This window comes from Mesorhizobium sp. M7A.F.Ca.CA.002.09.1.1 (assembly GCF_003998555.1).
In the GTDB taxonomy this organism is placed as follows: domain Bacteria; phylum Pseudomonadota; class Alphaproteobacteria; order Rhizobiales; family Rhizobiaceae; genus Mesorhizobium; species Mesorhizobium ciceri.
This window is the reverse complement of record NZ_RZRR01000876.1, coordinates 1-2,316: the sequence shown is the minus strand read 5'-3', so window position 1 is coordinate 2,316 and position 2,316 is coordinate 1. Positions and strand designations below refer to the sequence as shown.

4 protein-coding genes and 2 pseudogenes are annotated in these 2,316 nt (G+C 61.8%); all 6 read right to left on the bottom strand.

Annotated elements, in window-relative coordinates; translation table 11 throughout:
• Nucleotides 1–503, bottom strand: a pseudogene (locus tag EN994_RS27705) (hypothetical protein); the annotation flags it as partial.
• A 3-nt stretch (nt 504–506) separates the two neighbouring features.
• Complete coding sequence (locus EN994_RS27700) at nt 507–653, bottom strand: hypothetical protein (RefSeq protein ID WP_013529552.1); 147 nt, start codon at nt 651–653, stop codon at nt 507–509.
• 25 nt (nt 654–678) lie between these two features.
• Nucleotides 679–932: pseudogene (locus EN994_RS27695) on the bottom strand (GlsB/YeaQ/YmgE family stress response membrane protein).
• A gap of 108 nt (nt 933–1,040) precedes the next feature.
• Nucleotides 1,041–1,244 (bottom strand): hypothetical protein, encoded by a 204-nt coding sequence (locus EN994_RS27690; protein ID WP_013529550.1) that lies wholly within the window; start codon nt 1,242–1,244, stop codon nt 1,041–1,043.
• Between the two features lie 100 nt (nt 1,245–1,344).
• A complete protein-coding gene (locus EN994_RS27685) occupies nt 1,345–1,965 on the bottom strand; it encodes a ribonuclease D (RefSeq protein ID WP_013529549.1) in 621 nt (206 codons plus the stop codon).
• Nucleotides 1,966–2,089: 124 nt separating this feature from the next.
• Nucleotides 2,090–2,316, bottom strand: a 227-nt coding sequence (locus EN994_RS27680) for a M20/M25/M40 family metallo-hydrolase (RefSeq protein WP_127307977.1), incomplete at its 5' end; no start/stop codon positions are given.

Here is a 2,316-nt window from a genome sequence, read left to right as displayed (position 1 = left end):
TCAGTCGGAAAGATGTCATGATCGATGAAGCCGAACAGCTTCGGCCCGAACCTGGGCAAGAAATTCCGCACGATCCAGTTGAGCGCTTGACCGTGCGATCTGCTGACGACCAGCCTGTTCTTCGGCAATGCGACATAGGGGACATGCTGGCGACGGCAGAGATCGCGGATTGCTTCCCTTGCCTCGCCCTTGTTGCTGTTGTCGAAAACGATGTAGCTTTCGTGCTCGGCCAGGTATCGGCGTACCAGGTGGATCTGCCATTCGATCATTTCGGGCCGGTTGAAGGCCACGGTGGCGACGACCGCATCGCGGAATACCTGCTCTTGCCCCTGCAATTCGCTGACCGGTGCGGATGTCCTCAGAAAGCGAAACACCCGCCAACGATAGCGCAGCAGCGCCTCGCGCCTTGGCGGCCGGTTCAGCCTCTCCCACTCCGCCACGGTGATCGGGGGCTGATCGACGTCTTCCGGGGCGTCAGAAGCAACCATGTCGCGCCCCCGCATGGCTTAGTTCTGCTGGATCGAAATGCCCTTGTCGTCGATCTTGAGCTCGACGCCCTTGGGTTTGGTCTGCTCGCGATAGACATAGATGCCGAGCGCGATGACCACGACGACGAGCGCGCCGATGACGAGATAGAGCGTATTCTGTTTCATGGCGCGCTCTTTGCGTTGTCGAGCCTCAGGCTCGTTTCAGAACCTTGACCAGTACCAGCAGGATGATGGCGCCGATCGTGGCATGGATGATCGCGGCGAGAGTGCCGCGGCCGATGGAAAAGCCGATCCGCGGAAACAGCCAGCCGGCATGAACGCACCGACGATGCCCACGATGATGTTGCCGATCAGGCCGAAGCCGAAGCCGGAAACGATGAGACCGGCGAGCCAGCCGGCGATGGCACCGATGATGATGAAGACGAGCAAGCTTTCGACACCCATAGCGATTTCCTCCGAGCAAGAGGGCGACCGCGGACCGGAAAGCCCGAATCGGCCTCGACATCAACAGCTTAGGCTATTCGAAAGCAGCCGGCCTCACCAGCGGCGCGCTTATTGATCGTCGTCGTCGCTTGCGGCAGGGCGCCAGCTGGTCGGCTCGACCTTCTTTTGCGTGTGACTGTCGATATAGACCCACCAGCCGTCGTCGCGATATTGCGCGATGGATTCGTTGATGACGCCGTCGCTGTCCTTCCAGGTCACGGAGACCTTGGAGCCGTCTGTCGGCGCGGTCGCAATCGGCTTTCTGTCCGCCATGTCATTATCCCCAATTGCACCGACAAACTGAGCCGACAGAACGCGACGGCCTGTATCCGGTTCCAAACGGTCACCGGCCCGCGGAGCGCGCCAACGGCCCTCAGCTATGGGCGAAGATATCCTCTTCGTCCCAGCCCATCAGGTCAAGCTTGGCACGCGTCGGCAGGAAGCGGAAGCAGGCATCGGCCTCCTTGGTCCGCCCATCGCGCGCCAGCCGTCCGGCCAGTACATCGCGCAACCGGTGCAGATAGAGCACGTCGGAAGCCGCATATTCGAGCTGTTCGGGCGACAGCGTCTCGGCCGCCCAGTCCGACGATTGCTGCGCCTTGGACAGCCCGACGCCGAGAAGCTCGAAGCAGATGTCCTTGAGCCCGTGGCGGTCGGTATAGGTGCGGGTCAGCCGCGAGGCGATCTTGGTGCAGAACACCGGCTCCGGCATGACGCCGAACGCATTGTAGAGAACGGCAAGATCGAAGCGGCCGTAGTGGAACAGCTTGGTTACGCCACGGTTCCTCAGCAGGCTGACGAGGTTCGGCGCCTTCTTCTGGCCGGGCGCGATCTGGATGACGTCGGCGCTGCCGTCGCCGGGCGAAATCTGCACCACGCACAGCCGGTCGCGATGCGGATTGAGCCCGAGCGTTTCGGTGTCGATGGCCACTGCCCCGACATTGTAGTGCGAGAGGTCGGGCAGGTCGTTTTTATGGAAACGGATATCGGCCATTGTCTTCTCCGGTCGAGCCCTACAGTGCCCCCTGACCCGCAGGGGATGCTGCAGCGCTTTATCTTGTGGCCCGTCCTCGCCGCGATCGGCTGAAAAATCAACAGGAAAACAGGGGTTCCGCTGCTCAGCGCGTCAAGGCATCGAGAATCCGCGCCCAGGAGCGCTGGCCCTTGTGGAAGGAGCTGAGCTCGTATTTCTCGTTGGGCGAGTGGATGCGGTCGTCGTCGAGGCCGAACCCGACCAGCAGCGATTCCATGCCGAGATAGGTCTGGAAATCGCCGACAACCGGAATGGAGCCACCGCTGCCCGTCGTAACCGCCGGCTTCGGCCATTCGTCGGACAGCGCATTCT